Below are 24,785 nucleotides of genomic sequence, written 5' to 3'. Positions count from 1 at the left end.
CGGAGTTGTTTAGCTTACACGTGTTCGCTAATCTTGGCGGCTCTTATTGCTGGAGTAGTAAAACAATGAACAAAGCAAACAGTTTCAATAAAGAAGAACTCATCGCCTGTGGCCATGGGAAATTATTTGGTCCAAACTCACCTCGTCTGCCTGTCGATAACATGCTGATGATAGATAGAATCGTTACTATCAATGATAATGGCGGTGAGTTTGGCAAAGGTGAAATTGTCGCTGAACTCGATATTAATCCAGACTTATGGTTTTTTGACTGCCACTTTATTACCGACCCGGTAATGCCTGGCTGTTTAGGGCTTGATGCCATGTGGCAACTCGTTGGCTTCTATTTAGGCTGGGAAGGCGCAGAAGGCAAAGGACGTGCTCTGGGTGTAGGTGAAGTGAAGTTTACGGGTCAAGTATTACCAGGCGCTAAGAAAGTCACTTATAAACTCAATATCAAACGTACTATTCACCGTAAACTGGTGATGGGTATTGCCGATGCAATCCTTGAAGTTGATGGCCGTCAAATCTACAGTGCAACCGATCTTAAAGTCGGTGTCTTTAGCGATACGTCTACATTCTGATCAGTCTTACTCCAATACACTGAAGATATCAGTACTACAGATATAAAAATGCCCTCATCTGAGGGCAATATGCTGCATTACTTTGCTTGTTCTGGGCTATTTAATCAATGAGTAAAACTCAATTATTTATTAAATAGCCCATTAACTCGGCCATCCACACCTTCACGCCAACCGCCTAACCACTGCGATCGCGAATCAAGATTTGCATATGGACAGAGCTCCTTAGAGCGTCCACCAACCCCAGCTTGGAATCCTTTTGAAAAAGCTCTGTCTAAACGATCTCGTTTTTGTCTTTTCATGCAAGCGTCCTCTGTTCTACATAAAATAGAAGCAAAAGCTTCACCCATAGAAATAGTGCTTTTTGACGCCAAGATCAATCAAAAAATCGGCTATTATACTGACTATTTATTAAACTATTGAGATCCTAGCGAAAAAAAATCGAGGCATTTCGCCTCGATTTTTTTAGTCTGAATTGAAGCTTAAAACTTAACGAATTCGACGACGGAACCACATCAATGGCAAGGTAAATAACCAAGCTAACGTTGCCGCACCAGAACGCTCAAAATTACCGGTATCGGTGCTATCTTCAACAGTACAAGCTTCACCACTGGTAGCCGGTTTAAGTACAACCATACGTGGAACATAAGCCGTTACAGGCTCGCCACTACCACTCAGCTCAAATAGCGGTAAGCCATTTTCACCAATAACTATGTTGCCATCTTTATCAAATTGATAAGAAGGTTTACGAATAAAAGCCGTACCTACGATAGTGCCATCTTCGTTGATACTCGTACCTTCAACCACTAAAATATCAGCGTTATATTGAAGAATTTTACCCGAGCCATCCTGAACTTCGACCTGATGACGTGCCCAGCTACCGTCGTTTGATTTTTCATAACCCTTAGACTCGCAGGTCAGCAATTTATTGATATTGCTAAACTCACCCGTCGACTTCTCATACAGGAAACCCGCTTTGGGGCGTGGCTTCTCTTTATCGTAAGTCGTTTCAACGTAACCAACTACTTGACCTTTATTGTTAATATCCTTGGGTTTACTCGAAAGATCCGTTGCCGTTGAGGCAAAATCATTAGGGGTTACATAGCCAACATCGGGTGTATTAGTATCAAAATAGAAAAACTTGTCGCGCAAATAACCTTGAATATAGCTACGATAACTACCGACAAGAATACCACTATCATTGATGTCATAGGCAATGGAACTTGAAATCGATTCGCCCATTGGGATCCAGTGGTATTTATAATTACCTTCGGCATCCTTAGCCCAATAAGCCGCATCTTGGTGCAACTTATCTGTATTGTTATTACGATAAACGTGCGAACGACCAACAACCACGCCGTTATCATTCACGCCGAGCGCCTGAGCAGTAAAGGTTAAAGTGTTATCAGCTTTAGGCGTTAACCCTAAAGGCAACTCAATTCCCGTAGCGATATTATTGTCGATTTGCCATACATAGGCACGCGTCTGGTACTGAATGTTACGCGTACCCGTAGAGTTCGGATATTGCTCACGTTGTACACAAACATCCAACGGCAAAGTATTATCCGAGCCTAAACAATAATTAACACGATCACTACCATATTTACTGATAGCAGTACTGGCGTAACCAGCCACTAAGTTATTATTATTAATAGCTGTAGCAGCTGACCATCCACCTAACTCTGCGGTTTTAGTCTTATCAGTATTAACAAATTGCGTGTAGGGAGGAACTAATGGAATTTCAGTGCTACCCACTTTTACAACACCGCGGAACTCATAATCGCGGTAATACCAATAATCATCGGTAACATCAGTAGTTGCAGTGTTCTCTGTTTTCTTTTCAGGCGCAGTCATGCTGCCCACTTTAATACCGGCATCATTAATACCGTAATAAAAGGTATCAACAGAGTTAATCACAGCAGTATCATTTGGCGGTGTAGTACCATTAATGCTGTCGAATGTCGGTAACCAAGCCCCAGCTGCACCATTTTCTGCAGCAATAAAAGCAAAGTTATTTGCAACAATGGCAGCGGTAATAGAATAAGTAATGGTTTCTTCTGGTGCGATACCGTCGGCAACATCAATCACGCCGCCTTCGACATCTGAACTGCTGAGTTTTTTCTTACCCTTTGAAATACCGACTAATTCATCATTGGCATTCACACCTAAAGCATAACCGTTACGAGTGCCTTCAAGCGTACCTTTCAGATCATAATTTTCGATATTAACGATTTCATAGACAGGTGCTGCATGGGCACTGTTTAATACACCAAGGACACCTAAGGCAACCAAGGAAAGGGCTTTATCCAACTTTGACTTCATTAATTCTATTCCCATTTTTATTATTGGTTTACTTCAGTGACTCAAGCTCTTCCCAACGCTCGAAGCAAACTTCCAATTGCTTTTCTTTATCAGCCAACTGACTCAATACCTGATTGACTTTATCCTGCGCCTGACTATAAAAGTCTGAATGTCCAATAGTGGTCTGCAATGCGAGAATTTCTGCCTCCAATTGCTCCATCACATTAGGTAGTGACTCTAACTCACGCTGTAGCTTATACGACAGTTTTTTTACCGCTTTCACAGGTTCTACAGTTTTAACTTCAACGGGTTTAGTTTCAACCGCAGGAGCTTCGACCACCTTTTGTGAACTAGGTTCCTCAGAATAAAACTTTGCCCCTTGGTTCACGGCATCTTGATAACCACCTACATACTCGCTCCAATGGCCATTACCCGCATACCACCAGCTACTGGTCACAGTATTGTCGATAAATGCCCTGTCATGGCTCACTAGCAACAACGTACCTTGGTATTCAGTGAGCAACGACTCTAGCAATTCTAAGGTCTCAATATCAAGATCGTTAGTTGGCTCATCGAGAATGATTAAGTTTGCAGGGCGAATTAATAACTTAGCCAATAACAAACGGTTCTTCTCACCACCCGACAGCGCTTTCACTGGCGTTCTGGCACGCATAGGCGAGAACAAGAAGTCCTGCAAATAACTTAAAATGTGGCGGTCTTGACCATTGATCGTGATGGTCTTTTTACCTTCACCAACGTTATCTTCAACGGTTTGCTCAGGATCTAACGCTTCACGATATTGGTCGAAATAAGCGATTTCGAGCTTAGTACCGACTTTAATTTCGCCCGATTGCGGTTGCAGCTTCTCGATTAACAGCTTGATCAAGGTTGATTTACCACAACCGTTTGGCCCAATCAGCGCAATACGGTCACCGCGGATAACCGTCGTATTAAAATTTTTAACCAGATTTTTATCGGGCAGATTGAAGTTAAGATCGGTCACATCAAAGACTAACTTACCAGAACGTTCAGTATCCGATACTGCCATTTTAGCATTGCCTTGACGATTCAGACGTTCACTTCGCTCTTCACGTAGCGCCTTCAGTGCGCGAACTCGACCTTCGTTACGGGTACGTCTGGCTTTAACGCCTTGACGGATCCACACTTCTTCATCAGCGAGACGCTTGTCAAACAAGGCATTTTTCTCGGCTTCGACGCGCAGCCATTCTTGCTTACCATCAAGATACATTTGATAGTTGCCCGGCCATGAGGTCACCACACCACGGTCTAAATCGACAATCCGCGTCGCCATACGGGCAATAAAGCCCCTATCGTGGCTGATAAAGACGATAGCGCCTTGATAATCGAGTAAAAACTTTTCAAGCCACTCGATAGTGTCTATGTCTAAATGGTTGGTCGGTTCATCAAGTAACAACAGATCTGGCTCGCTCACCAGTGCTCTGGCTAACGCCACTTTACGCTGCCAACCACCCGATAACTCGCTCAAGGATTTGTCAGGATCGAGTCCTAATAATTCGCAGTTTTGTTGGATGCGAGAATCTAGCTGCCATCCATTATAGTGGTCTAAGGTTTCTTGCAGATCTTGCATTTCATTCAGCATACGATCCATTTGCTCGGGATCGGCATGGGCCACATCGTGGGACAATTGATGATAACGCTCAAGCGCCTCGCCCACTTCCTTTAATCCCGCAGCAATATAAGCGTATACCGTGCCTTGCTCAGCCTTTGGCGGATCTTGTTGTAGGCGGCTAACGGTCACATTACCAGCGATGTTGAATTCGCCTTCATCCAGCAGTACATCACCAGATAACACTTTTAATAAACTCGACTTGCCAGCACCATTACGGCCAACAATACACACGCGCTCACCGCGTTGAATAGTAAAATCCGCTTTTTGTAACAACGGAGTGTAACCATAGGCTAAAGAGCCACTATTGATACGAACCAGACTCAAACTAAGCTCCTGTAAACTCTTGTAATTGCGTTGCGTTAAATGGCCAATGTAATTCTCTACCATCCCAAGCTTTAAGCACAGGGATCGATACGCCATAACGCTGCGCGAGGTATTCATCGTCACAAATATCTATGGCCCGATAGCCAATATCGGCCGCGTCCAGTAAGGCCGCGGCCAGTTCACACAGATGACATCCCTCGGTGTGATATAGCAGATAATGCCTGTTATCTAATTCTGCTTGAGTCAACTCAGGCATGGGTGATAAGCCAAGTATTATGAATATGTGGATTACGTTTGTAGTCCATAGGCAAAGTCACGTCATCAATGTTCTTCACATTAATGTTCATCTTTGTCAGTGCCTCTATGTCCATCTTAAACTTACGTTTATTATTAGAGAACACTAGCTCGCCTGTTGGGCTGAGCAGTTTCACTAAGGATGCCAGTAAGTTCACATGGTCTCTTTGCACATCAAATGAATCTTCCATACGCTTAGAATTTGAGAAGGTCGGCGGATCGATAAAAATCAGATCGTACTGTTCACGGCAATCCCGGATCCACTGCATGCAGTCAGATTGAACAAACTCATACTGCTTACCTTGAAGCCCATTGAGTGCAAAGTTGTCCTTCGCCCAAGCAATATAGGTATTGGACATATCCACCGTCGTCACCGATTTAGCCCCACCAAGCGCCGCATGCACAGAAGCAGAACCTGTGTAAGAGAACAGGTTAAGTACACGGCGTCCCTTAGATTTTTGACCGACTAAACGGCGTGTCAATCTGTGATCGAGGAATAAACCTGTATCCAAATAACCAGTTAAGTTCAGTTTGAACTTAGCGCCATATTCAGTAGTGATAAGCTCTAACTTACGCTCATCCAGCTTTTGATACTGACTCGTGCCCTTTTGACGCTCACGCGTCTTCATGATCATCTTGTTCGGATTGATACCAATGGCCGACGGCAGTGCTAACAAAACATCGCTTAAACGACGCTTGGTTACGGCTTCAGGTATAGTTGCTGGCGCCATATATTCTTGAATAATCACGTAATCTAAGTATTTATCTACTGCGACGTTATATTCAGGAATGTCGGCATCATAAATACGATAGCTGTCGATGCCTTCTTTCTTGGCCCATTTCTCTAATAACTTGGCATTTTTCTTAATGCGGTTAGCAAATGCAGGGGCGATATCGGCAATGTCGACGCCGTCTGGCAGCACTGGTGTATCACGACGCGTACTGGTCGCATGCAAGGTATAAATGTTAAAGGCACATTCTAGGGCACCGTTGAACATCTTCATCTGTTTGTCGGCTTTAAGCTTAAGTGATGATACAAGCTCGATATCACTACACAGCATGGCCACTTTCCAGCCGCCAAACTCTTTCTTAAACTTGTCACCTAGCTGATAGTAAAGCTGCAATAACTCAGACACATTGCCTAAACGTTCACCATAAGGTGGGTTAGTGATCAAATATCCACTTTCTGCAGGCGGCGTTATCGTCAACGCATCTGCAACTTGAAACTCGATTAACTCGAGCACACCGGCATTTTCGGCGTTACGTTTGGCTAACGCGACTAAGCGCGAATCGATATCTGAGCCGTAGAATTTAATCTCGCAACGTTTCACGCCTAATGAGGCACGCGCTTTTGCTTCTTCAACAATTTCTTGCCACACAGCTTTATCATGACGACGCCAATGTTCAAACCCAAAACGGCTACGCTGTAAGCCTGGGGCAATATCGGCCGCCATTAAAGCCGCTTCAATCAGCACAGTTCCACTACCACAGAAAGGATCGAGCAAGGTCGAAGGCGCTGCTTGCCAGCCACTGCGTACTAACATGTTGGCGGCTAAGTTTTCCTTCAGAGGCGCTTCACCTGTGGTCGAACGATAGCCACGTTGATGCAGTGAGGGACCAGAGAAGTTCATCGCAATCGTGATTACGCCATTACGAAAATGGGCATCAACTTTAAAGTCAGCATCGACGCGTGACACATTTGGGCGCTCAACGTCATCGTCCCGGAATCTATCCACAACCGCGTCTTTAATCTTGAGTGCGCCGAACTGGGTATTATTGATAAAACCACCCGTACCATGAAAATCGATACTAAAAGTGCTTTTATTGGAAAAATGCGCCGGCCAATCGACACAATAGGCGGCATTATAAAGTTGCTCTGCCGACTCGCAGCTGCCTTTATAGATAACCAACACGATACGGCTGGCTAAGCGTGTCCATAAAGTAATCCGATACGCTAAAGCTAAGGGGGCAGTGAAATACACACCAGCAACACTCTCTTTTACTTCAGTCGCACCAAATTCTGTCAGCTCTTGGGCTAAGCTATATTCAAAGCCCTTAGGGGCGGCGGCAAAAAAATTAAGCATGGGATAATCAGTACGCAGTCAAAATCAAAGCGACATTATACCTGCTCGAATACATAAAAGATAAACAGTTATTAGTCGAAACCCCATTTAGTCTCATCCTCGACTTAAGATAATCAACGAAAAATCCCTAACTTATGTTTAAATTGTATGAAAGCCCCCCACTCCGCTTTATATTTAAGCGTTCACCACCTTTTTCGATCTTCGTCCTTGCAATGCCAAGGCGCTGCCGTTATAGTCTGCCCCGCTTTGAAGACGGACGCGGGATGGAGCAGCATGGTAGCTCGTCGGGCTCATAACCCGAAGGTCGTAGGTTCAAATCCTGCTCCCGCAACCATTTAAAAGCAAAATAATAAAGTAATACAGATAGATATCGGACGCGGGATGGAGCAGCATGGTAGCTCGTCGGGCTCATAACCCGAAGGTCGTCGGTTCAAATCCGGCTCCCGCAACCACTTTCTATATGTGTTTRTAAWGAGAAACAGCTTATCKGGCTCAACTCCTTATAAACAACAGGCGAAGGTARTCAGTTMAAATMCGRCTMCWGCAACCAATTCTTAGATGACAGAATTAAAACAGTTATTAACAGCAAYAATCGGACGCGGGATGGAGCAGCATGGTAGCTCGTCGGGCTCATAACCCGAAGGTCGTCGGTTCAAATCCGGCTCCCGCAACCACTTCTCTTTAATGTAAGAAAAAAATAACCAGCATAAGCTGGTTTTTTTGTGTCTGAAATTAACCACAGTTAAATATAGGACAGAGCAACAGGCTCACTCTTCGGGCTCAATTCTTTATAAACAACAGGCGAAGGTCGTCGCTGATTTAACATTAGCAATCCAGCTCCCGCAACCAATTCTCTTCATGAAAGAGAAAAATAACCAGCACAAGCTGGTTTTTTTGTATCTAAAATTCGTAATAACCCTCTGTAAAATCCTAACCAGATCACCATGGTAGCTCATCGGATTCAACGACCTATAAACAACCGATGAAAGCCATCAGTTCAAATCATCTTCAACAACAGCGTCCAAAATAAGATTTAAACTGTTCAGCTGACATCAATGCATTTTTTGGATGTCAAATTTCGCCATAAAAGTGTCGGACAATATGACGCCTGCCATAGCACCAAAGGAAACGGTGAAAATCATGATGAAAGGTAGAGGTTTCAAATAAGCGGAAGTGAGAACACCTTGACCGAACCAGTGCAGTAAAAGACCAAGGATCATGACGCCAAAAGCGAGCTTATTCGCGGCAAAAAACATCGGAATTTCGAACGCCCACAACGCTTTATTTTCCTTAAATTGAGCGAAACCGAAATAGAGATAAAGCAGTAATGCCACGATAGCGATAGAACAAACACTGAGTGTATAGCTTAATTGAGATGTCCCAGCCAAGACTTGATAGCCAATACGAATAGCATAAATACCGACACCCAACCAAAGTATCAGCAGTGGCAATAAAATGAGTCCCATTTTTTATCCTTAAAAGTTGAGATAGACACACACTTTGCACCTAAAGCGAGCTCTGAAAATAGGCGCTTAATGCTATCCCAGACCTCGGTTCGTGAAGTGAGCGCTTGAAGTAAGTTCTTAGATTGAGCACTTAGCGTCAGATCCTATAGAAAGTTAGGACTTGGAATGAGCGCTTAGAGTCCATTCTTAAAGTAAATGCCTTAAGCAACAGCTAAAATAGCGCCAAGACCAGCATGCTACTTTATCCGCGCCATATGATACACACTGACAAACTCACCATTTCTAAAAGCAAAATCCTTCGACTCACCTTCAATAACAAAGCCAAATTTTTTATACAGACCAATGGCGGCATGATTATCGGTATAAACCGTTAATTCAATTCGTTTTATATTCATCCATTTATCGGTAAGCTCAAGCATCGCGTTAATCAAAGCGCTACCAACACCGCGGCCTTGGTAGCTGTCTTTTACCCCCATTCCAAAGGAGGCAACATGCCTACGACGGGGTTGCTCATACACCTCAAAACCCAACTCGCCGACAATTTCACCTTCAATCTCTGCGACATAGCGACTAATATGATTCGATGTTGCCGCAAGGCGTGACTCCCATTTATCGGTCGATGGCCAAGGGAGTTGTAAGGTACCAGTATAGGCATTTGGGCAGGCATATACGGCTTGAATGGCTGCGGCGTCACGCTTCTCTGCATGCCTAATCGTAATCTTTTCCAATGAGTCCCCTCCATGGTTTTCTAATAAAAAATACCTGTCCGGTTCAACGTACATAGAGCTAAGCACACAGATCTAAATCCACAAATTAGCTTAGGCACAAAGGCGCGAACACTGTGGTAAATCGCAACTTAGCCCGCTTCTTATCAAACCGACTTTACGGATGAAGCTCGCATAAGACAAGTATGAAATTTAAAAAACTATTGATAAACCTAGTTTTTATATGGGTAGATATCAATTGAAATGAGGATTGAAGCACAGCACTATCTCCACGGCCCTATCACCACAACCCAGCCTCGACATCTAGGTTGAAACACTGGGCAAATAAAAACCCGCTCAAGATAGGTTCTTGGCGGGTTTAAGGGATATCGCGACAATTGAGTCGAGCCGAACAGTTCAGCATTTAAATTAAGCTAATATAATCAATAACATTACACTAACTAAACTGAGTCACTGTGTTCTGTCAAAGTGGTAAACGACCATTAAAGGACAGCGCCAACGTAGTACTATCCACGTATTCCAACTCGCCACCTACGGGTACGCCATGGGCAATGCGGCTTATCATCACTTTGTGACGTCTGGCCATATCGGCAATAAAATGCGCTGTAGCCTCACCTTCTACTGTTGGATTTGTCGCTAATATCAGTTCGGTGACATCACCCGATGCCAAATGGCGCTCGAGTAACGCTAAGCCTAACTCTTCTGGCCCCACACCATCGAGGGGCGATAAATGGCCTAAAAGCACAAAGTAACGGCCAGTGAAATGTCCACCCGCTTCAATGGCTAACACATCAGCCGGCGTTTCCACCACACAAATGGTGGAGGAGGTTCCGCGTTTATGGCTAGCACAGATCGGACAGAGGGTTTCTTCAGTGTAGGTTCGGCAAGACTGACAATGACCGACGTCACTCATCGCACTGGACAGCGCACTGGCTAACTTAAGCCCTGCTTTTCGGTCGCGTTCAAGTAACTGAAACGCCATACGTTGCGCCGATTTAGGCCCAACCCCAGGTAAACAACGCAGGGACTGAATTAACTCATCTAACAATGGACTAAATTTCATCGGCTATCTCAATTAAAATGGCATTTTCATGCCTGGTGGTAATTGCATGCCACCAGTAACTTCAGCCATTTTAGTTTTTTGGTTTTCTTCGATTCGACGAGCAGCGTCATTACAGGCCGCAGCAATCAAATCTTCCAGCATTTCTTTGTCGTCTTCCATCAGGCTTGGGTCGATTTCGACTTTACGCACTGTGTGCGCGCCTGTCATAGTCACTTTCACCAAACCAGCACCAGATTCACCCACCATTTCCATACGGGCGATTTCTTCCTGCATTTTGGCCATTTTTTCTTGCATCATCTGGGCCTGTTTCATCAAATTGCCCATACCGCCTTTTCCAAACATAGTCATTTCTCTTCTATTAGGGTTAGTCGCAAGCATTAACGCGGCTAATCTTACTTAAATAAATGGGATTGGCAATCAATGCCGTTATCTTGTTAATAAACTTATGATCTCGATGCAGAGTTTCTCAGCAGCATCACTATAAATATGCACTCGAAGCCTAAATTTAAACCACAACGCTACAAATTAACGATGAAAATTTTACCCAAAGACTCGCCAATAATGGCTAACTCGCGGCCTCAGTTAACTCTGGTAACGCTTGTATTTGCTGACTGCGTAAATTCAACAACTCTGGCGGATACACTAGACTATCGGCATCGAGTTCGGCGCCCATACGTTGGATCAACCATTGCACATTGTCATCATGGATCAATGATTGATGCGCTTGTTGTAGCAACTCTTGGTGGAAACGCTTACGTAACTCTAAGGGCGTTTCCCGCTGTTCATCGATTCCTATGACCACTTGTACCCGTCTTGGGTTCCCGAGCGCGGTAGTTAAGGCTTGCTCAAGCTGCACTATGGCAACATCGGCCGCTAGATGCTTCTGGTTTGGTTTAAGCAGCAACGGCAAAGGATCGCTCAAGGTTTGGCAGACAGAATTAACCGCCAGTTGCCGCACTCGCCCGCCGATCTCTAAGCTCGCCATCAACTTGTACCAATGTAAATCTAATGGATGACCGCTAATAGGTTGAGTCGAACTGAGCGCGATTTGTGTCTCATGCGTATGTTCCACTGCATTCGACGCATTTGTCAGTGCTGTTGTGCTAACCGAAGCAAACTCTGAGCCGGATATTTCTTCTTGACGTACAGCCTGATTTTGAAGTATCTCCGACTTCAAACTTGATGCTGCGAGCTGCCCGTCACTCAGGGATAGAGTGTCATATTGTGCATGATTAGGTGCGTAACTCGCGCCTAAAAGCTCTTGAGCATGACTGGCTTGAACATTATTTATATCAGTAGCTTGCGCAACACTGTCAGTCTTATTGCTATCGACTTGCGTCACTTCGATAGATTCAGCTTCAGGCGCTGCCTCCCAAGGCGGACGATCATCTGCAGCGGACGGTTTGACAGGCTTCTCAGAGATAATTCCAGTTGAAATGACGACTGAAGATACAGCTTGGTGCAGATCGATAGGCTCAAGATCTAAGTCGAAGTCATCATCAAAATCTATCGCTAAATCAGGGTCTAAATTAGATGCTGGATCAACAGAAAATGCCACACTTGGCTGACTCGCTTCAACTTTAGTAACCGATTTAGGTAAGGTTACACCATGTGATTTAGTGTTTGGCGTCTTAAGTTTTGAGTCCAATGACGACTTTTTTTCATCACCGTCCTTAGCACTTAAGGCGTCAAGATCCGATAACAGCGAATCCCGCGCTGCCAACACAGCTGAGAGAATATCATCATCGGCTAAGGATACAGAAGCGGCTTGTTGTAGCGCTTGGTCTTGTATTGAATCTGATACTGAGGTCTGTGATTGAGTGAAGACTTGAGCCACAGGTGCTGACTGACGATCAGCAGAAGCTTGCATGCCTGCAGCATTTGAAACACCTACAGAACTTTGCACACCAACAGAATTTATTGCCTCTTGCGAATCAAAGCCATGGTTAAAGTTATCATCATTATAAGCGCCAGAGGAGACATCAGCATATCCGTCTTGATAGGAATCTAGCGGAGCTGACTCTAGGGCATAATCCCCTATCACTGGATATGAATGCACAGTTTCATTTCCATCAAGACTATTGGCATCATGCCCTAGCTCAAACGCGTTGTTATCGATGTTGTTATCGAAGATGTTCTCTGCAGCAAGGTCTTTGTCAAAAAGAGCTTTATCTACACTGTCATCACACTCAACCGCTGTTGAATTGACAGCAGTTTCAGGCTCTGCCGTATTCACTAGACTCGGTTCGGAAGCTGTTGTGACTAATTCAATTCCTTGAATATTCTGAGTATCAATACTAGCGACCGATACCTCGATACCAGCAACAGATTCTGAAGTGTGTATAAGAGACGCTTGAGCGGTTGATACTGTTTGAGTTTGTGGCTCGACCTCAGCATTCACTATCTCAACGTTTAAGCTGCCAGCGTTAAATCCCTGACTCTGCGCCTGACTTAGAATCACCGCCTGTTCGACAATTAATGCCGCATCCGCTTCGAGCTCAGCATCAAGTGCCTGCTCTGCGGTATCGGCAGGCTCAATTAATGCTGTTTTTTTTTCAGCTGTATGTGATTCAGCAGTATGTGTTTCAGCAAACTGTTGTTCATTTACATCAAGAGCTTGCGCTGCAGCAGTTGCCGCAACTGGCATTTGCCCTGCGGGTAAACTGATCTCAGCGACAGCATCAGGCTGCCAGCGCTTTACTGGCTTTTCCGGCACAAACGCCACAGCGCGTAATAGCGCCATCTCAAGACCCGATTTAGGATCCGGTGCATGGGGTAAGTCTTTGCGGCCTGTTAATAAAATCTGATAATAAAGCTGCACTTGTTCCGGCTTAAGCTGTTCGGCAAACGCGCGAATCTGTGCGCTATACAAGGATTGCTGCGCGCAAGCGGGGGCAAATTGGGTCAAGGTAATTTGATGTAACAACTCAAGTAAACTGCGTAGCACTTCTTGGGCATCTGCGCCGTACGCGAGCACTTGGGCACATGTATGCATTAACACACCAATATCGGCATCGGTTAAGGCGTTAAGCAAGGCAACTACATGCTGTTCATCAATACTGCCAAGCATAGTTTGCACTTGGCTAAGCATCACATTACCGCCACCAAAGGCGATGGCTTGATCGGTCAAACTCAAGGCATCACGCATACTGCCATTGGCAGCTTTAGCCAGCAATTTTAGGGCTTCTGCATCAAAGGGAAACTGCTCTTGGGTCAAAATATGATTGAGCTGAGTGCCAATTTCAGCTTGGGTCAGGCTTTTTAAATTGAACTGCAAACAACGAGATAACACAGTCACTGGCAGTTTCTGCGGATCGGTGGTCGCCAGAAGAAATTTAACGTGCTCGGGGGGTTCTTCTAAGGTTTTTAGCAGTGCGTTAAAACTGCTGCGCGACAGCATATGCACTTCGTCGATGAGATAAACCTTAAAGCGACCACGGGTTGGACGATACTGCACATTGTCTAACAGCTCACGGGTATCATCGACCTTAGTGCGAGATGCGGCATCGACTTCAATCAAATCGACAAAACGACCTTGGGCGATTTCCACACAACTGCCGCAAACACCGCAGGGAGTCGCTGTCACACCTTGTTCACAGTTTAAGCCTTTGGCAAAGAGTCGCGCTAAACTGGTTTTACCAACACCGCGCGTTCCCGTAAACAGGTAAGCATGGTGTAAGCGCTGCTGGCTTAACGCATTGGTCAAGGCATGCAAAACATGGCTTTGGCCAACCATTTGATCAAATGTGGCAGGGCGCCATTTTCTGGCTAACACCTGATATGACATGGAACTCCCCAGAGTATGTGATACAAAAGCGGGAGCATGCGCCCCGAGAACTTTGAAAGATAACATGCCATGATTTGACATGCCATCAAACTATCCCAAGGCGCCTTTAGCTGCAGATTTATTCGCCTTCAAACTCACAAAGTTTAACCAACTCAAGCCCTAATGCGGTTAAACGTGCTTCACCGCCTAAATCAGGTAATGAGATCACAAAGGCCGCATGTTTAACTTCACCGCCGAGTTGGCGGATCAGTTTAACGGTCGCTTCGATAGTACCGCCAGTGGCGAGTAAATCGTCAACAACGAGCACTTTGTCATTTGCGCTAATCGCATCAGTATGAATTTCTAGGCTATCGTGACCGTATTCCAGTTCATAGCTTTGGCTGATGGTTGCACGCGGCAATTTGCCGGGTTTACGCACAGGTACAAAACCGATACCCAATTCTAAAGCCAACGGTGCACCAAATAAGAAACCACGGGCTTCAGTACCCACAATTTTGGTAAAGCCTTGACCACGATAATGTTCAACTAACAAGTCGATGGTCGCTTTATAGGCTGCTGCATTCTCAAGCAAACTGGTGACATCTCGAAATAAAATCCCTTCCTTAGGATAATTAGGAATCGTTTTAATGCTTTGCTTTATCAAGGATAAGGTTTCTGTATTCATAGCCATCATATTTGCTTAATAAGTTACTTAATCAATTCACCAACCTAGCGGTGGCGGTATAAAACAAAACGTCCACACTGGGTGGACGCATTGTCGAAAGTCGGACAAAGCTTATGCCGCTTTAGTTTTAGTTGCAACAATCACAATGCACAAGTGATGGAAAGGTTATCAATTTGTGCCTTAGATCAAACCCTGTTGGCACTCAGTTAAATCGCCTCAACAAGAACACGACTAAACTTTCAGTCACAGCACTTGAGCCCATCTAATAACTCAATCATCCCTCTATTTCAGGTATACCTTTAAGATACCAAAGTAGGACCAATGCCATGAGAAACAGCAGACCTTTTACCCAAAGGATTGGGACCACAATAATACTGAGACTAAAACTGAGTGCGCTAACTATCATGGCTTTGCGTTTCAATCCCTTACGCATTGCTCGCTGCTCTTGCCACTGGGTTAAGGCGTCGGCAAACCAGGGATGTGTCATCAACCAATGGTGTAAACGTTCACTCGAGCGGGCAAAGCAGAAGGCAGCAAGCAAGATAAAAGGCACGGTCGGCAATATCGGTAGCACGATACCGACTAAACCTAAGACTAAAGCGGTTAAGCCTAACAGTAAAAATAATCCGCGCTTTAATACCATAGGTTTAAATGCCCTTTATCGGAAAAACAAAAGCCACTCGAAGAGTGGCCAATAGGCTACGCGCTAGAGATTAACGCTCGCTTAAATTAAACCTAAATGCTTTAACCAAGACAGACTTGCTGGCAGAGTCGGCAACAGTAAAACTAAAATAAAACCAATAAAATACAAAAAATTAAATGGGTCTTTGAACGGCTGACTACTCATTACAGCTCCTCTAGTATGTGCAAGTATAAGTGCGCAGGAATCGTACAGTGATTGAGATCACAAAACGGCCGACATTGTAGCGGTTTGTCAAATTAATAAAAACCCTCTAAATGTAGGGTTATTGCATTTATTTCGGCAATAAACCCAACCTTAAGACTGACGTCCGCGCACTATCCCTTTGGCCGCTAATTGCTCGAGTAACTGCATACAACCTTGCTCAATAATCTCTGGCGCCATTTGAGGGTAAGTGATTGTTAACCAATCAACTATCTCTTTAAAACCCGCTTGGCCTTGAGCTTGAAGAAATGCCAGCACCTGTGCGCTTAAGGGATTTAACTGTAAGAAGCACACTTCGCAATCGGCATCTTGATAGAGACAAAAAAACACTGGCGTATCGAGTTGTTGCTGCGGACGATAATCCTGACGAATGTGCTGCACCTCAAAATGATACTGCGCCACCCTCGCCGTCTGCGACAAACATAAAGCCTGCGTTGAAATTTGTGCAGGGCTAAGTTGAGATTCATCCCCACTCGCCTGTGCAACCGCAACGGCCAACTCTAGCCATTCATAGTGCGCTAATTCGAGCATAAAAACAGGATCATTTGCCGTGGGCTGATATTCCTGCTGTAAAAAATCTAAAAACTCACCCGCGATATCGATAAAAATGGGCGATTGGCAATCATGTTGACTGAAAAAACGTTGCACCAATGTCAGCCAATCCTCATCAGAATACAAACTTTTAAGCACGGGAAAGCCGTTTGACACAAATCCCAGTACATTATTAAAAAATAACTCGCGGTAAACTTGCATACGCTGGACATCAGTATCCGCGGGCAATGGCAAAGAGGGATCGCGGATATAATCGATAAAGGATTGCTGCACTTGCTTAAAATCCATTAGGCGCTCCTCTTTACGTCATGTGCGCTATTTTGGGCATGGGAGTTGGACGCCGCCATTTGATAACCGTGAATTTGATTTATCTCGAGCAACAATTCAGCGGTTGTCGGCAAATGAAAGTCACGCTCAAGCAAGGTCGGTTTTACCCCATGCAAAGCATAACAGCGCTGTAATAATGTCCAGACGGGATCGTTAATGGCTGCGCCATGGGTATCAATGAGCAGATCTTCCGCTTGTTTGTAGTGCCCAGCAATATGCAGATAAGCGATGCGCTCCGTCGGCATGGCCTGTAAAAAGGCATCGGCATCGTATTGATGGTTTATCGAGTTCACATAGATGTTGTTCACATCCAGTAGCAGTTTACAATCGGCTTCTTGCAGCACGGCATTAACGAATTCAAGTTCTGTCATTTGCGCACCTGGAGCGGCATAAAAAGACACATTTTCTAAAATAAGCGGCCGCTCTAGAATATCTTCTACTTGCTTGACCCGCGCCGCCACATGCTTCACCGCAGCGTCGGTAAAAGGGATAGGCATTAAATCATATAAGTGACCCTGCCCTGAGCAATAACTTAAATGTTCGGAATAGACTTGGATTTGATGTAAATCCATAAAGGTTTTGATATTTTTTACAAACGCGAGATCTAAAGGTTCAGGGCTACCAATGGATAAACTCAAACCGTGGCAGTAGAAAGTATGTTGCTCAGTCAACTCACGAAATTGGCGGCCAAATTTACCACCTAAGGTCATCCAATTCTCAGGCGCTACTTCAAAAAAATTAATAGCATCAGGCACCTGTAAACAAAATTCACTGAGCATTTCTCGTCTTAATCCCAGCCCTACCTGTGCCGTATTTTTTTGATCATTCATAGAACCTCACGAACGCTAACCTGTAATCGCTTAAGAATAAAACACAAGAGACCAGCGCTGGCTGGCCTCTTTAGGCTCAATTATCCCAATAACTGCAGGGATAAAACAAACCCGCTTTACTTCACTTCTTTTTTAACGGCTTCGACTTTAGCATCCACTTTTTCGGCGGTTTTCTTCATATCAGCGCCACATTTCGCTTCACCACACTTACCTTCATGGGCCTTATCAGCGGCTTTCTTCATGTCAGCACCGCATTTCGCTTCGCCACATTTCCCCTCATGAGCTTTATCTGCAGCCGCTTTTTTCATCTCAGCACCGCATTTAGCCTCACCACACTTACCTTCTTTGGCTTTTTCAGCGGCGGCTTTCTTCATGTCTGCGCCGCATTTGGCTTCACCACATTTGCCTTCTGAACCGACAATTTGATAGCCCGCATCCATAGCTTCAAAACCAAATGGGTTAGTTTGTGCATTGACAGCAAAAGCTGAACTCATCACAACTGAACCTAACGCTACTGCAACTGCTGTTTTTTTAACTGAATTCATAAATAATCCCTTCTTGTTTATTGAGTAATAATGACCAACAACAGTTTAAGTAGCTGGCTTACAACAAAAGACCTGCCTTATTTCGATTCTATTGCAAAAAATATCACTAAGTCACAGAAATGGTAAAAATATCCTGCTAGGACAATCAGTTTAGCTTGGATTTTATTTATTGGCGTACCTATTCATCCTCCTTCACAAGGCCACTTTGTAACTTAGGGCTGATAAGGTAGAATGCTCGCCCTTTGCAACAGATATGGGTTTACTGCAGTGCGTGTGATTTTGGCTCCAATGGAAGGCGTAGTAGACGCTTTGATGCGTGACATCCTATCGACCATCAATCCCTACGATTTGCTCGTCACCGAATTTGTGCGAGTGGTAGACCAACTGCTGCCTGAAAAGGTCTTTCTCAAACTGTGTCCTGAACTGCTCAACAACGGCAACACCCCTTCAGGTACGCCAGTACGAGTACAATTGCTTGGTCAAGAACCCCAATGTATGGGCGAAAATGCCCTGCGTGCCATTGAGCTAGGCTCACACGGTGTTGATGCAAACTTTGGCTGTCCAGCAAAAATTGTTAACCGCAGTAAAGGTGGCGCCGTATTATTGCAATATCCTGAGAGTGTGCACAATATTGTCAAAGCCATGCGTCAAGCAGTACCAAAAGAGCATGCCGTAACGGCCAAAATACGTTTGGGCTACGAAGATAAGTCACTGTTTATGGAAAACGCCATTGCTGTGTATGAAGCCGGTGCAACTGAACTTGCCATCCATGCGCGCAGTAAAGTCGACGGTTACAGACCGCCAGCCTACTGGGAATACATCACCGAAGTGCGCAAACGTTTGCCGATCCCGGTGATCGCCAACGGTGAAATTTGGAACAGTGACGATGCTAAGCGTTGTATCGAGGTCACGGGCTGCGACAGTATCATGATCGGCCGCGGGGCAATTTCATTGCCGAACTTGGCTGATACTATCAAGACAGGAGCCACTCCTTATACTTGGGCGCAAACCTTAGGGCTCATGCTCAGTTATACCCAAAGGGAACTCAATGGCCGTAAAAGTGACTATTATCCAGCCCGGATCAAACAGTGGTTTACCTATCTCAACCGTCAATATCCCGAAGCCGATACCTTGTTTAGGGAACTGCGAGTCTTTAAAACAACGGAAGAAATTGTCCGCGTATTAGAAACAGCGCAACGGAACTTATGCGACGAATAATCGCAACGATATATGTGATAAAAGGGCTTTTGCCGTAGCACATATAATGCGATAAGAATGAAGTACTTTTTCGATTTTTAACGGCTAAAAAACCGAAAATGTGGCAGATACTTGATCTTTATCATAGTCGTTGATAGTGGAACTATTAGACTGGACGCCTAGAGTCAAATGAAATAGGCGATTTTACGTGAGCACCACCCATATCAGACATGAATTGTCAGAGCTTGAAGCTAATCTAAGGAAAGAAATAGGCGCGCTCCCTCTGTTCCTCGAAGCCATAGGGGAGCATTACGCTAGCCTGAGTCTGGCAGAATTAATTGATAAATTGGCTCAGACACCACTGGCTGAACACCCACTATTTTGCCGATTAAATAAACTTGATGCCGCCTTTTGCCAGCTCGACTTAGGTCTCTACGGTCTTTGCTCGGATTGTGAGGCAGAAATTGAAAGCGAACGCTTAAGCCAAGATCCCACCGAACAACGCTGCACCTCCTGCGCCGAGCATTATCAGCATGAACACCGCCACGAACTGCGCCTCACGCATTGATAGCGCTCATTCGACACCCAGTAAACTGCCTTATAAGCAAAAAAACCTCCGCAAGCGGAGGTTTGAGTTATCCAGGGAGGGCGGACAACCTAAAACTTCTGGTTTATTCTCAGGTAATACGTTCTACCTAACACATCATATAAACCCACATTCACATCGCGATAATCGGCGTAGGTGTAATAGTTTGGTGTTTCAGCATCAAACACATTATTCACCCCTACTGTGATAGAGCCGTTATAAGCATGGGTATAACCAAACTGAATATTATGTTTAAAGTAATTATCGTAATAAACATAACGGTCGGTTTCTTCTAACTCATTGAAATAACTTGCTGATTGACTACCGATATAAACAACTGTCCATGCGGCAGAAAAATCATCGTATTTCCAACTGGTCGCAAAGTTACCGCGCCAATCGGGCGAGTCAGTCGACCCTGCGTAGTCGATCATGTCTGCTTCAGCGTTATCCTGCTTTTTAAAATCAAGCACATGAGTTAAATCCAGTTTGAAATTGAAATCCCCAAAGCCTGTTTCTAAGTTATAAGCCGTAACAAAATCGATACCTGAGGTCTCAACTGTAGCTAAGTTACGAACTCCGGCTTCAATATATTCAATCTTGCCATCAGGACCGCGCGTCACATAGGGAGAAGAACCATTCTTGATTTCATCACGCAGGATATCATCCACATCAATTGACTCAATTTTGTTGTCATAGGTGATTGAGTAATAAGATAACTCCAAGTTCCATGCGTCAGTGACATTCCAAACGCCGCCAAAGGTTAACGAGTTACCCTCTTCAGCCTCTAGATCAGGATTCCCTCCATACCAGGTTTTATGTTGATTATTAGTCGCGCAATATATGGCATCCACGTTACCAGGTTCATTACACCATAAAGAATCAACACCCTTCTCAAAACTCAAGGATTGAGACGAGAACATTTCGCTCATATTCGGCGCACGGAATGAGTCACCATAGCTAGCACGCAGTAATAACGTGTCTATAGGACGCCAGCTTAAACCAAACTTAGGCACTACGGCATCGAAGGTCGATGAATTAACAACTTCCCCCTGAGGCCCTGTGAGAGTTCCTTCCTGCTCATAGCGCTCATAACGTACTGCGGCAGAAAACTCAACATTGGCAGGTAAGCCTACTTGGAGTTCCAAATAAGCGGCGCTACGGTCACGTGTGGCATCCACATCATCCCCCCCCGAACCGCCGGAGATAATACCCGCGGCCGATTCTGGATCACTGGTTTGCTTAAACTTGATCATTTCATATTCAAGACCACCGACCATAGCGACTGAAAGATCACCGTCATCGAGCAGTAAGGTCGAAGCAAGACCATCCAATTGAGTACTTTCAAATTTGCCCTGATAAACCCCAGTATGCGCAGCTTTACGATACAGATCTGTCATCTGTTGATCCCACTGCTCATAACTCATTCCAGAGGTATTGAAAATATCATATTGCTCTGAATCAATTTCTTGCTGAATAATATCGTCGTTCAGTAAATTATAATTAAAACTATTTGTCGTCGATGTTGCGTGCTGGGCATTTAATTCCCAGTCGATACCATTCCCTGAATCTATTGTACCAACAAAGCCACCTAGAATATCAAAGTTGTTGGTTTCAGTTAATGTATCTCGCTCGCCAAGTTGCGCGCCTCGCATAGAAATCACTAATTCTTCGCCAACTGGATTAAACTTATTATCGGCACTCATCACAGGGGTATTCGTTGATACTGGCGTACCCGCATAACGGGTTTCAGTTTCTGCTAATGAAGCAGAAGCACGGCCTCGGAATTTTATATTCTCTGAAATCTCATAGGAGAAATTAGATAACAGCGAATTACGGGTTTGATCACCAAATAACTTAGTGACATTACCATGGTTATATAAACAACGACCATCACCTGAGTCTATGGTATTTTCCGTTTTTTCACATATATCTGAATTACTATACCAGCTACCGTTGCCTGGTCCATATTTACCGTTTGGTACTGAGCTATATCCACTATATGCGTTATAACTTGAATCGTCCATTCGCCAAATATCACGATCCATTACCGCTTTAGTATCATAATATTCATAGGTTAGCGTGATATTGCCTTTATCAGTATTAAAGCCCGTTGCAAGTGATAAACGGTTGGCATCGCCTCCTTCCACACTTGGCTGCTCAGTGCTGTAATCGAGTTGAAACCCTTCAAACTCCTTCTTAGTGATAATGTTTATCACACCCGCAACCGCATCGGAACCATATACTGCCGAGGCGCCATCGCGCAGGATTTCAATACGCTCCACTATAGCCATAGGGATAGAAGATGTATCGGCCACAGAGCCAGAGCTCGAACTCGTGCCCGGCATACGGCGTCCATCTAATAACACTAATGTCGCAGACGCTCCTAAACCACGTAAATTGACATCACTGGTTGAGCTTGCTCCTGATCCATAGCCAGAAATACCACGCCAAGAACCAAAGCTGTTTATCGCGGAGTTATTCAATACGTCAGCAACGGTTTTTTCACCCGTCATGGCAATATCCGCAGCATTAATGACAGTCACGGGTGAAACAGTTTCCATATCAACTTGTTTAATACGAGAACCCGTCACTTCAATGCGTTCAACTTTCGCATTTTCTTCTGCTGCACTTACCGCTGCAGAAAAGCCTATTCCAGAAAAAACCACACTGCTTGTCGCCACTGTAATTAAACTAGTACGAACGGCTTTGGCCGTTAAACTTAAATAGCGCATTAATCTCTCCTTGAGGTAAATAAAACCCTATGTTTGTTATTTTTATATTTGGCAAGCGAACTCTATTTCGCTGTAGGGATAATGTTAATGCGCAACATCTAAGTCAACCATTAAAAACAATTAATCTCAAATCAAAACAAATTGACACAAAATAAATCAACTTGAATATAAGATATCCGGATATACATCATGGGGTTAAGCAATGCAGACCTGTTGAATATATTAAATATTTAATTTGATACAATAAATATCAATTGTTAACCAAAAGAACACCGAGAAACTCACGCCACAAATGAATCAAAGTGTATCGCAAATAAAACGCTGAATATTAATTTACACTTAGTTAAATATTAATTAACCATAAAAAATGCCACTCATTTGAGTGGCATTAATATTGAAACACTGAGTAATGATTGATTACTTAAAGTTGGCAACCTTCAACACTTTTTGAGTTCTCATAAACAATATCGCCTACAGGATTGTAGTCAGCAGCTTTAATCACTTGTTTCTCTTTCAAGAAAGAATAGAGTAAATCAGCATCAACAAAACCCGTTTGAATTGGGCTGGTTAGTTTAGGATAACCGTCACCACCCGCAGCATTAAAGCTAGGTACAGTGAACTTATAAGTGGCTGTTGGGCTAAAATCCTTGCCACCGATGTCGCTGATGTTGGCTGTTTTAGCCACACAGTCAATGGTCATTTTCACACCAGTGATTTGTGCATAACCACCAGAACCAACTTGAAGACTGCCGACTGCGCCTAAATAAGCCGCAACTTCAGTACCCGTCATTTCGTTAAGGGTAACCATATTACCAAATGGCTGAACAGTCAGCACGTCACGGTAACTAATGTTGCCTGGTTGGATAGATGCACGTACACCGCCTGAGTTCATTACACCAAAATCAGCAGTCACTTTAGCACTTTGTGCCATCGCTAACATACGGCCTAAGTTAGTTTGCTTATTACGCACGTTTGCACGCTCACCATCTAACAGGGCATCCGTTGTCGCAATGACTTCGTCTAACTTAGCTTGACCTTTATCTTGATAGTAAGAAAGCAGCTCTTTTAACTCTGAATCCGGTTCAATTTTAGTGCCAGCTAAGTCAGCAGTTTTCTTACCAGCATCATCCAGTTTGCGCATATTCACAGGGACAAGCTTGTAGCTCGCTAGATGGAGTTCACCGTTAAAGTATTCAAAATCTGCACGGCCAACATATTTACCCCATTCATGGGCTTGCATGATCCAAGTGCCATTTTGTTTATCAGGTGCACATGCATCACCAGGCTTAAAGGCTGCATAAGCTTTGTTGTCAGTTCCCGGTTCCATACACACTGGATTCTGTGAATGACCACCGATAACAACTTGTAAATCCCCTTCTTTCAATGCGCGAGCCATAGCCACATCGCCAGGGGCATTACTACCATTTTTACCATCTGCGTAATGACCCATGTGCGTGGTAGCGAAAATGATATCTGCTGCTTTGGCATCTTTAATTTCTTTAATCACTTTAGCAACTTCCACCTTGGGATCGGTGAATGTTAGATCGCTAATGTATTCTGGATTACCAATCTTAGCAGTGTCTTCTGTCGTTAAACCAATAACAGCAACTTTAAGACCATTAACGTCAAATACTTTATAGGCATCAAAGTAACGCTCACCAAGAGTACCATCGGCATTTTTACGGTAAATGTTCGCCGCTAACATAGGGAATTCAGCAAGGCGACGCTGCATATCAAGTACTGATAACGGATTGTCAAACTCATGGTTACCAACAGCCATGGCGTCATAACCGATTTTATTCATGCCCGTAAAGTCTGGTATGGCATCTTGAAGATCAGATTCTGGTACACCCGTATTAATATCACCACCAGATAATAATAAGGTTTGACTGCCATTCTTACTCACTTCTGCACGAATTTGATCAACCAGAGTTTTCTGAGCGGCTAAACCGTATTCACCATCACTGTTTTCCCAGAAACGGCCATGGTTGTCATTGGTATGTAAAACGGTAAACGTTTTACAAGCACTTCCCGCTTCAGCACACGTTGTTGGAACTTTATCGTCATCACTATTATTACAACCCGCAAGTGCAGCGAGAACAGCAGTTGCAACTAATCCTTTAATAAGCATATGTCTCATTACATCAACCCCTTGATTTTAATTATTTTATCATA

The 24,785-nt window shown here is 44.2% G+C and carries 21 protein-coding genes and 3 tRNA genes; 6 read left to right on the top strand and 18 right to left on the bottom strand.

Annotated elements, in window-relative coordinates; genetic code table 11:
• Positions 1-65: 65 nt before the first annotated feature.
• Positions 66-581: a bifunctional 3-hydroxydecanoyl-ACP dehydratase/trans-2-decenoyl-ACP isomerase gene (gene fabA / locus L5M28_RS08525; protein ID WP_028759638.1), complete on the top strand. Its 516-nt coding sequence runs from the start codon at positions 66-68 to the stop codon at positions 579-581.
• Between the two features lie 122 nt (positions 582-703).
• Here fabA and rmf read toward each other — a convergent pair whose 3' ends face one another.
• The 5 genes from rmf to rlmKL all read right to left on the bottom strand — a co-directional run bounded on the left by rmf (position 704) and on the right by rlmKL (position 7,232).
• On the bottom strand, positions 704-880 hold the full coding sequence (rmf, locus tag L5M28_RS08520) for a ribosome modulation factor (RefSeq protein WP_006082074.1): 177 nt from the start codon (positions 878-880) through the stop codon (positions 704-706).
• 187 nt (positions 881-1,067) lie between these two features.
• A complete protein-coding gene (locus tag L5M28_RS08515) occupies positions 1,068-2,900 on the bottom strand; it encodes a DUF3466 family protein (protein ID WP_263203080.1) in 1,833 nt (610 codons plus the stop codon).
• A 28-nt stretch (positions 2,901-2,928) separates the two neighbouring features.
• Positions 2,929-4,854, bottom strand: coding sequence for an ABC transporter ATP-binding protein (locus L5M28_RS08510; protein ID WP_263203078.1), 1,926 nt, complete (start codon positions 4,852-4,854; stop codon positions 2,929-2,931).
• A 1-nt stretch (position 4,855) separates the two neighbouring features.
• A complete protein-coding gene (locus L5M28_RS08505; RefSeq protein WP_168827464.1) occupies positions 4,856-5,110 on the bottom strand; it encodes a glutaredoxin family protein in 255 nt (84 codons plus the stop codon).
• The gene (gene rlmKL, locus L5M28_RS08500) at positions 5,103-7,232 is read right to left on the bottom strand and encodes a bifunctional 23S rRNA (guanine(2069)-N(7))-methyltransferase RlmK/23S rRNA (guanine(2445)-N(2))-methyltransferase RlmL (protein ID WP_168827462.1); all 2,130 of its coding nucleotides are present in this window, start codon (positions 7,230-7,232) and stop codon (positions 5,103-5,105) included. The genes L5M28_RS08505 and rlmKL overlap by 8 nt, the downstream gene beginning before the upstream one ends.
• A gap of 257 nt (positions 7,233-7,489) precedes the next feature.
• On the opposite strand from rlmKL, the gene L5M28_RS08495 reads away from it, so the two are divergent.
• The 3 genes from L5M28_RS08495 to L5M28_RS08485 all read left to right on the top strand — a co-directional run bounded on the left by L5M28_RS08495 (position 7,490) and on the right by L5M28_RS08485 (position 7,906).
• Positions 7,490-7,566 (top strand) — tRNA-Met (locus tag L5M28_RS08495).
• A 41-nt stretch (positions 7,567-7,607) separates the two neighbouring features.
• Positions 7,608-7,684: transfer RNA gene (locus L5M28_RS08490), tRNA-Met, on the top strand.
• A gap of 145 nt (positions 7,685-7,829) precedes the next feature.
• A tRNA-Met gene (locus L5M28_RS08485) sits at positions 7,830-7,906 on the top strand.
• Between the two features lie 378 nt (positions 7,907-8,284).
• Here L5M28_RS08485 and L5M28_RS08480 read toward each other — a convergent pair.
• The 11 genes from L5M28_RS08480 to L5M28_RS08430 form a co-directional block, all read right to left on the bottom strand.
• A complete protein-coding gene (locus L5M28_RS08480; protein WP_263203076.1) occupies positions 8,285-8,698 on the bottom strand; it encodes a hypothetical protein in 414 nt (137 codons plus the stop codon).
• Positions 8,699-8,934: 236 nt separating this feature from the next.
• Complete coding sequence (locus L5M28_RS08475; protein WP_006082080.1) at positions 8,935-9,426, bottom strand: GNAT family N-acetyltransferase; 492 nt, start codon at positions 9,424-9,426, stop codon at positions 8,935-8,937.
• Between the two features lie 460 nt (positions 9,427-9,886).
• Positions 9,887-10,486, bottom strand: a complete 600-nt coding sequence (gene recR, locus L5M28_RS08470) for a recombination mediator RecR (RefSeq protein WP_028759631.1) — start codon at positions 10,484-10,486, stop codon at positions 9,887-9,889.
• Between the two features lie 12 nt (positions 10,487-10,498).
• Entirely contained in the window at positions 10,499-10,828 is a 330-nt protein-coding gene (locus L5M28_RS08465) for a YbaB/EbfC family nucleoid-associated protein (protein ID WP_028759630.1), read from the bottom strand.
• A gap of 223 nt (positions 10,829-11,051) precedes the next feature.
• Positions 11,052-14,354 (bottom strand): DNA polymerase III subunit gamma/tau, encoded by a 3,303-nt coding sequence (dnaX, locus tag L5M28_RS08460; RefSeq protein ID WP_263203075.1) that lies wholly within the window; start codon positions 14,352-14,354, stop codon positions 11,052-11,054.
• Positions 14,355-14,391: 37 nt separating this feature from the next.
• On the bottom strand, positions 14,392-14,943 hold the full coding sequence (gene apt, locus L5M28_RS08455) for an adenine phosphoribosyltransferase (RefSeq protein WP_105252212.1): 552 nt from the start codon (positions 14,941-14,943) through the stop codon (positions 14,392-14,394).
• Positions 14,944-15,211: 268 nt separating this feature from the next.
• Positions 15,212-15,580 (bottom strand): YbaN family protein, encoded by a 369-nt coding sequence (locus L5M28_RS08450; protein WP_198573697.1) that lies wholly within the window; start codon positions 15,578-15,580, stop codon positions 15,212-15,214.
• Positions 15,581-15,661: 81 nt separating this feature from the next.
• Positions 15,662-15,784, bottom strand: a complete 123-nt coding sequence (locus L5M28_RS08445; protein WP_006082086.1) for a hypothetical protein — start codon at positions 15,782-15,784, stop codon at positions 15,662-15,664.
• Between the two features lie 150 nt (positions 15,785-15,934).
• Complete coding sequence (locus L5M28_RS08440) at positions 15,935-16,681, bottom strand: DUF2063 domain-containing protein (RefSeq protein WP_263203074.1); 747 nt, start codon at positions 16,679-16,681, stop codon at positions 15,935-15,937.
• Positions 16,681-17,550 (bottom strand): DUF692 domain-containing protein, encoded by an 870-nt coding sequence (locus L5M28_RS08435; RefSeq protein ID WP_263203072.1) that lies wholly within the window; start codon positions 17,548-17,550, stop codon positions 16,681-16,683. Before L5M28_RS08435 ends, L5M28_RS08440 begins: the two co-directional genes overlap by 1 nt.
• A 116-nt stretch (positions 17,551-17,666) precedes the next feature.
• A complete protein-coding gene (locus L5M28_RS08430) occupies positions 17,667-18,095 on the bottom strand; it encodes a hypothetical protein (protein WP_028759624.1) in 429 nt (142 codons plus the stop codon).
• A 267-nt stretch (positions 18,096-18,362) separates the two neighbouring features.
• Here L5M28_RS08430 and L5M28_RS08425 point away from each other — a divergent pair, with 267 nt between their 5' ends.
• Entirely contained in the window at positions 18,363-19,313 is a 951-nt protein-coding gene (locus L5M28_RS08425) for a tRNA-dihydrouridine synthase (protein WP_263203071.1), read from the top strand.
• A 187-nt stretch (positions 19,314-19,500) separates the two neighbouring features.
• A complete protein-coding gene (locus L5M28_RS08420) occupies positions 19,501-19,860 on the top strand; it encodes a TraR/DksA C4-type zinc finger protein (RefSeq protein WP_028759621.1) in 360 nt (119 codons plus the stop codon).
• A gap of 89 nt (positions 19,861-19,949) precedes the next feature.
• Here the strand turns inward: L5M28_RS08420 and L5M28_RS08415 are convergent, their stop codons facing one another.
• Both L5M28_RS08415 and ushA read right to left on the bottom strand, forming a co-directional pair.
• A complete protein-coding gene (locus tag L5M28_RS08415; RefSeq protein WP_263196317.1) occupies positions 19,950-22,610 on the bottom strand; it encodes a TonB-dependent receptor in 2,661 nt (886 codons plus the stop codon).
• Between the two features lie 421 nt (positions 22,611-23,031).
• The gene (gene ushA, locus L5M28_RS08410) at positions 23,032-24,750 is read right to left on the bottom strand and encodes a bifunctional UDP-sugar hydrolase/5'-nucleotidase UshA (protein WP_263203069.1); all 1,719 of its coding nucleotides are present in this window, start codon (positions 24,748-24,750) and stop codon (positions 23,032-23,034) included.
• Positions 24,751-24,785 lie beyond the last annotated feature (35 nt).

The sequence above is a fragment of the Shewanella sp. SW32 genome (assembly GCF_025653365.1).
Classification (GTDB): Bacteria; Pseudomonadota; Gammaproteobacteria; order Enterobacterales; family Shewanellaceae; genus Shewanella; species Shewanella oncorhynchi.
This window is presented reverse-complemented; position numbering and strand designations above follow the sequence as displayed.

Excerpts from the sequence above, each read along its gene's own strand:
- fabA (WP_028759638.1), top strand. The coding sequence starts at position 66 with ATGAACAAAGCAAACAGTTTCAATAAAGAAGAACTCATCGCCTGTGGC.
- rmf (WP_006082074.1), bottom strand. The coding sequence starts at position 880 with ATGAAAAGACAAAAACGAGATCGTTTAGACAGAGCTTTTTCAAAAGGA.
- L5M28_RS08515 (WP_263203080.1), bottom strand. The coding sequence starts at position 2,900 with ATGAAGTCAAAGTTGGATAAAGCCCTTTCCTTGGTTGCCTTAGGTGTC.
- L5M28_RS08505 (WP_168827464.1), bottom strand. The coding sequence starts at position 5,110 with ATGCCTGAGTTGACTCAAGCAGAATTAGATAACAGGCATTATCTGCTA.
- rlmKL (WP_168827462.1), bottom strand. The coding sequence starts at position 7,232 with ATGCTTAATTTTTTTGCCGCCGCCCCTAAGGGCTTTGAATATAGCTTA.
- L5M28_RS08480 (WP_263203076.1), bottom strand. The coding sequence starts at position 8,698 with ATGGGACTCATTTTATTGCCACTGCTGATACTTTGGTTGGGTGTCGGT.
- recR (WP_028759631.1), bottom strand. The coding sequence starts at position 10,486 with ATGAAATTTAGTCCATTGTTAGATGAGTTAATTCAGTCCCTGCGTTGT.
- L5M28_RS08465 (WP_028759630.1), bottom strand. The coding sequence starts at position 10,828 with ATGTTTGGAAAAGGCGGTATGGGCAATTTGATGAAACAGGCCCAGATG.
- dnaX (WP_263203075.1), bottom strand. The coding sequence starts at position 14,354 with ATGTCAAATCATGGCATGTTATCTTTCAAAGTTCTCGGGGCGCATGCT.
- apt (WP_105252212.1), bottom strand. The coding sequence starts at position 14,943 with ATGGCTATGAATACAGAAACCTTATCCTTGATAAAGCAAAGCATTAAA.
- L5M28_RS08450 (WP_198573697.1), bottom strand. The coding sequence starts at position 15,580 with ATGGTATTAAAGCGCGGATTATTTTTACTGTTAGGCTTAACCGCTTTA.
- L5M28_RS08445 (WP_006082086.1), bottom strand. The coding sequence starts at position 15,784 with ATGAGTAGTCAGCCGTTCAAAGACCCATTTAATTTTTTGTATTTTATT.
- L5M28_RS08440 (WP_263203074.1), bottom strand. The coding sequence starts at position 16,681 with ATGGATTTTAAGCAAGTGCAGCAATCCTTTATCGATTATATCCGCGAT.
- L5M28_RS08435 (WP_263203072.1), bottom strand. The coding sequence starts at position 17,550 with ATGAATGATCAAAAAAATACGGCACAGGTAGGGCTGGGATTAAGACGA.
- L5M28_RS08430 (WP_028759624.1), bottom strand. The coding sequence starts at position 18,095 with ATGAATTCAGTTAAAAAAACAGCAGTTGCAGTAGCGTTAGGTTCAGTT.
- L5M28_RS08415 (WP_263196317.1), bottom strand. The coding sequence starts at position 22,610 with ATGCGCTATTTAAGTTTAACGGCCAAAGCCGTTCGTACTAGTTTAATT.
- ushA (WP_263203069.1), bottom strand. The coding sequence starts at position 24,750 with ATGAGACATATGCTTATTAAAGGATTAGTTGCAACTGCTGTTCTCGCT.